Source organism: Helicobacter sp. MIT 14-3879, assembly GCF_003364125.1.
The window spans coordinates 1-2,823 of record NZ_NXLP01000115.1 but is presented as its reverse complement, the minus strand read 5'-3'; the positions used below and the strand labels follow the sequence as shown (position 1 = coordinate 2,823).

At 28.3% G+C, this 2,823-nt stretch carries 4 protein-coding genes; all 4 read right to left on the bottom strand.

What is annotated here, in order from left to right; translation table 11 throughout:
- Positions 1-1,106: lipase family protein (locus CQA44_RS13355; protein ID WP_408941396.1), on the bottom strand; the 1,106-nt coding region annotated here is incomplete at its 3' end.
- A 9-nt stretch (positions 1,107-1,115) separates the two neighbouring features.
- Complete coding sequence (locus CQA44_RS11705; protein ID WP_115547386.1) at positions 1,116-1,673, bottom strand: hypothetical protein; 558 nt, start codon at positions 1,671-1,673, stop codon at positions 1,116-1,118.
- Positions 1,673-2,437 (bottom strand): hypothetical protein, encoded by a 765-nt coding sequence (locus tag CQA44_RS13350; RefSeq protein ID WP_258865037.1) that lies wholly within the window; start codon positions 2,435-2,437, stop codon positions 1,673-1,675. Before CQA44_RS13350 ends, CQA44_RS11705 begins: the two co-directional genes overlap by 1 nt.
- Positions 2,438-2,456: 19 nt before the next feature.
- A partial coding sequence (locus CQA44_RS11695) for a hypothetical protein (protein ID WP_115547385.1) occupies positions 2,457-2,823 on the bottom strand: 367 nt, incomplete at its 5' end.

Sequence of the window (2,823 nt, the reverse complement as noted above, 5' to 3'; positions counted from 1 at the left end):
TCACTTAGTATTGTAGAATCTATCTCATACACATTATCTAAATTTAGGGGCTTTAGATTTTTAGCTCCGGGTGAATTAAAGGTATAGACTTCTTTAATAATGCTAGATTCTTTATCAGTAGCAAAAGAGAGGGCAAAGAGTTGGGTAATAGCTCCTCCTAGAGAATGCCCTGTGATAGTTAGGCTATTTTTAGAATCTATTGGTGGGATAAAGTTAGATTGTGTAGGATTACCATTCTTGTCTTTAAGAAGCATAGGGTTAATATAAGGTGGAAATTCTCTATAATTATTATAGATTCTATGCCAAAGAGTATAATCTAGGCTATGATTACAATCAAAATTTAATTTATCACATAAAATACTATTATCTTTACCCTTTGGCATAGAATCTATATCTACATAAAAAGGAATTTCTCCTTTGCATTGATGATAGAATAAAAGCATATCCTCATACTGCTCTTGTGGGATATATCCTAATGCCATTCTAGCATCTGCTCTCAAATCTCCTGTATCATTTGGGGTAGTGCCACGAATAGAGAGGATATAGTTAGTATAGCCATATTGTGAAGTATATGTTACTTCTTTAGTCTTTTTATTGATTTGTTTTCTTTTTTCACCAAAGAGTGTTGCAGAGAAGCCTGAAGTAGTATTGGGTTGATGATGTAGGAGTTTAAAGCGAGAAGTAAAGTTTATGGTTCTATCGCTAAGTTCTTTAGGGTAGAGTTTAAGGCATTGATTTGTATTTGTATTAAAAATATGACAATTTTTATCATCTTTATATTGTGTAGAATCTATTTCTTTAGAAATATTTTGTATGTTATTATCAAGTGTTTTATTAGGAAATATAAGATTTTTTTCTATAACTTTATTTTGATTGAATCTTGCTTCAATAGCTCTTGCATAAGTAGTTAAGGTAGTTTGTCCATTTGTATTTGCAGTAGAGCCTAGTTTAAATCCATCTCCAAAATCTTTTTTATCTTCGTCTATCTTATAATTTTCTTGTGTGTATTCTAGTAAAGCATAAGAAGCATCAGCACATTCTGCGTAGTCTAAAAACTTTTTAACTAAATCTAACTTTGCCTCTTGTGTTCTTATATCTTTACTCATTTGTTTTCCTTATCTTTTTATAATTTGATTATTTTCACATAACAATCTTTGCTCTATCTTCAAATGCCAACCAGCACCCTCATCACCCGATAGAAATAAACCATAATATTTAAACCAATAGTATTTTTCCTTAAAAAATGGCTTATTATTATAATATAAAGTTGCTTCTGTTTCTTTAAGTCTTTTTGTAATATTGTTTGAATAAGTTTCTTCAATTTCAAAATCACTCATTAAATATTCTTTTTTTGTTTTTTCATCATAATATTTTTCCATATTTCTTCTCTTATTATATATTCTATACAATTCCTCATCATAAATAACATTTTCAGCTTTTTCACATAATTTCTTAAACTCATAATATTGAGGGTCAATGCCTTTAAAAGAGATTCCACCCATAATAAGCATAAGATAAAAGAATAAAGAAAGACAAGGTAAGATTAAAGAGAGTGATTGAGAATATTGTTTATGAAAGATTTTATTAGTGATAAAGATTATAATCACACTAAAAAGATAGAATCCTATAAAGAATATAAAAGGAATGACAATGAAAAATAATAAGAACCACATTAAAGAAGATTCCTTAGCATATCTATATATTGATGATTAGGGAGAGAATCTAGGGCTAATGATACATCAGCTTCTGCTATATCATTAAAGATTCCTAAGGGGAATTCTGTGCCTCTTATAGCTAAAATATATTGTCTATCTTTTTCTAGCTTTTTTCTTGCATTTGTTTTATTATCTAACTTTCCTCTTATAGATATAATCTTTTGATTATTATCTTGTGTGTCCTCAAAGATTCCTTGTTTTAATTCTGTGCCTCTTATAGCTAAAATATATTCTTTAGATTCTTTATCTTGGAATAGAGTAGCAGATTTTCTTGCATTTGTTTTATTATTTAATTCTCCTAAGGGGAATTCTGTGCCTCTTATAGCTAAAATATATTGTCTATCTTTTTCTAGCTTTTTTCTTGTATTTGTCTTATTATCTAGCTCTTTTTCTAGCTCTCCTAAGTCCTCAAAGAGTGTAGCAGAGAATCCTGAAGTAGTATTGGGTTGATGAATAAGGAGGTCATAGCGAGAAAAGAATCTTTTAGCTTGAGTGGGAGTCATATCACCTTTTAATTTAAAGGTATTAAAAAATGTGCTATCTTGTGTTTCATAGTCAAAATAAGTAGCATCCATAATATCGTGTAGGGTGATAGTCAAAAGATTCCCATATTTATCTTTTTTATCTTTAAACTTCTTTCCGATTAAATCATAGTATCCATAACTAGCCCAAGCTAATTCTGCATTTTCTTTAAGTTTATTAATCATCTCTTTGTTTTTCATCTAACACCTCCAAATTTGATTATATATCATTACAAGTTAAAATTTTTTCACTCAAATAAATTCCTGTTCCCTCATTACCACTTAAGGAATAACATCTTGTGCGCCAAGTTGATAAAATTTTTATTGTAGCTAAATTTTCCATAGAATATCTATTATTATTTGGATATGCAAAAATATAATTATAAGATATTCTACCTTTATTTTTTGGAATATTAAAAGAATAACTTGCTATATTTTTCCTATAATCTATGAATATAGATTCTAATTTTTGAAATTTATAAGCCTCCTTATTCAATTCCTCCCAATCCAAAGTATCCAAACTTAAATCAAAATAACTTAATATCTTATTATACTTCTCTTTATTATTAGGTAATTCATTTAACTCA

What these genes read in the sequence shown, in the direction of transcription:
- CQA44_RS11705 (WP_115547386.1), bottom strand. Translation starts at nt 1,673, where the DNA reads ATGTGGTTCTTATTATTTTTCATTGTCATTCCTTTTATATTCTTTATA.
- CQA44_RS13350 (WP_258865037.1), bottom strand. Translation starts at nt 2,437, where the DNA reads ATGAAAAACAAAGAGATGATTAATAAACTTAAAGAAAATGCAGAATTA.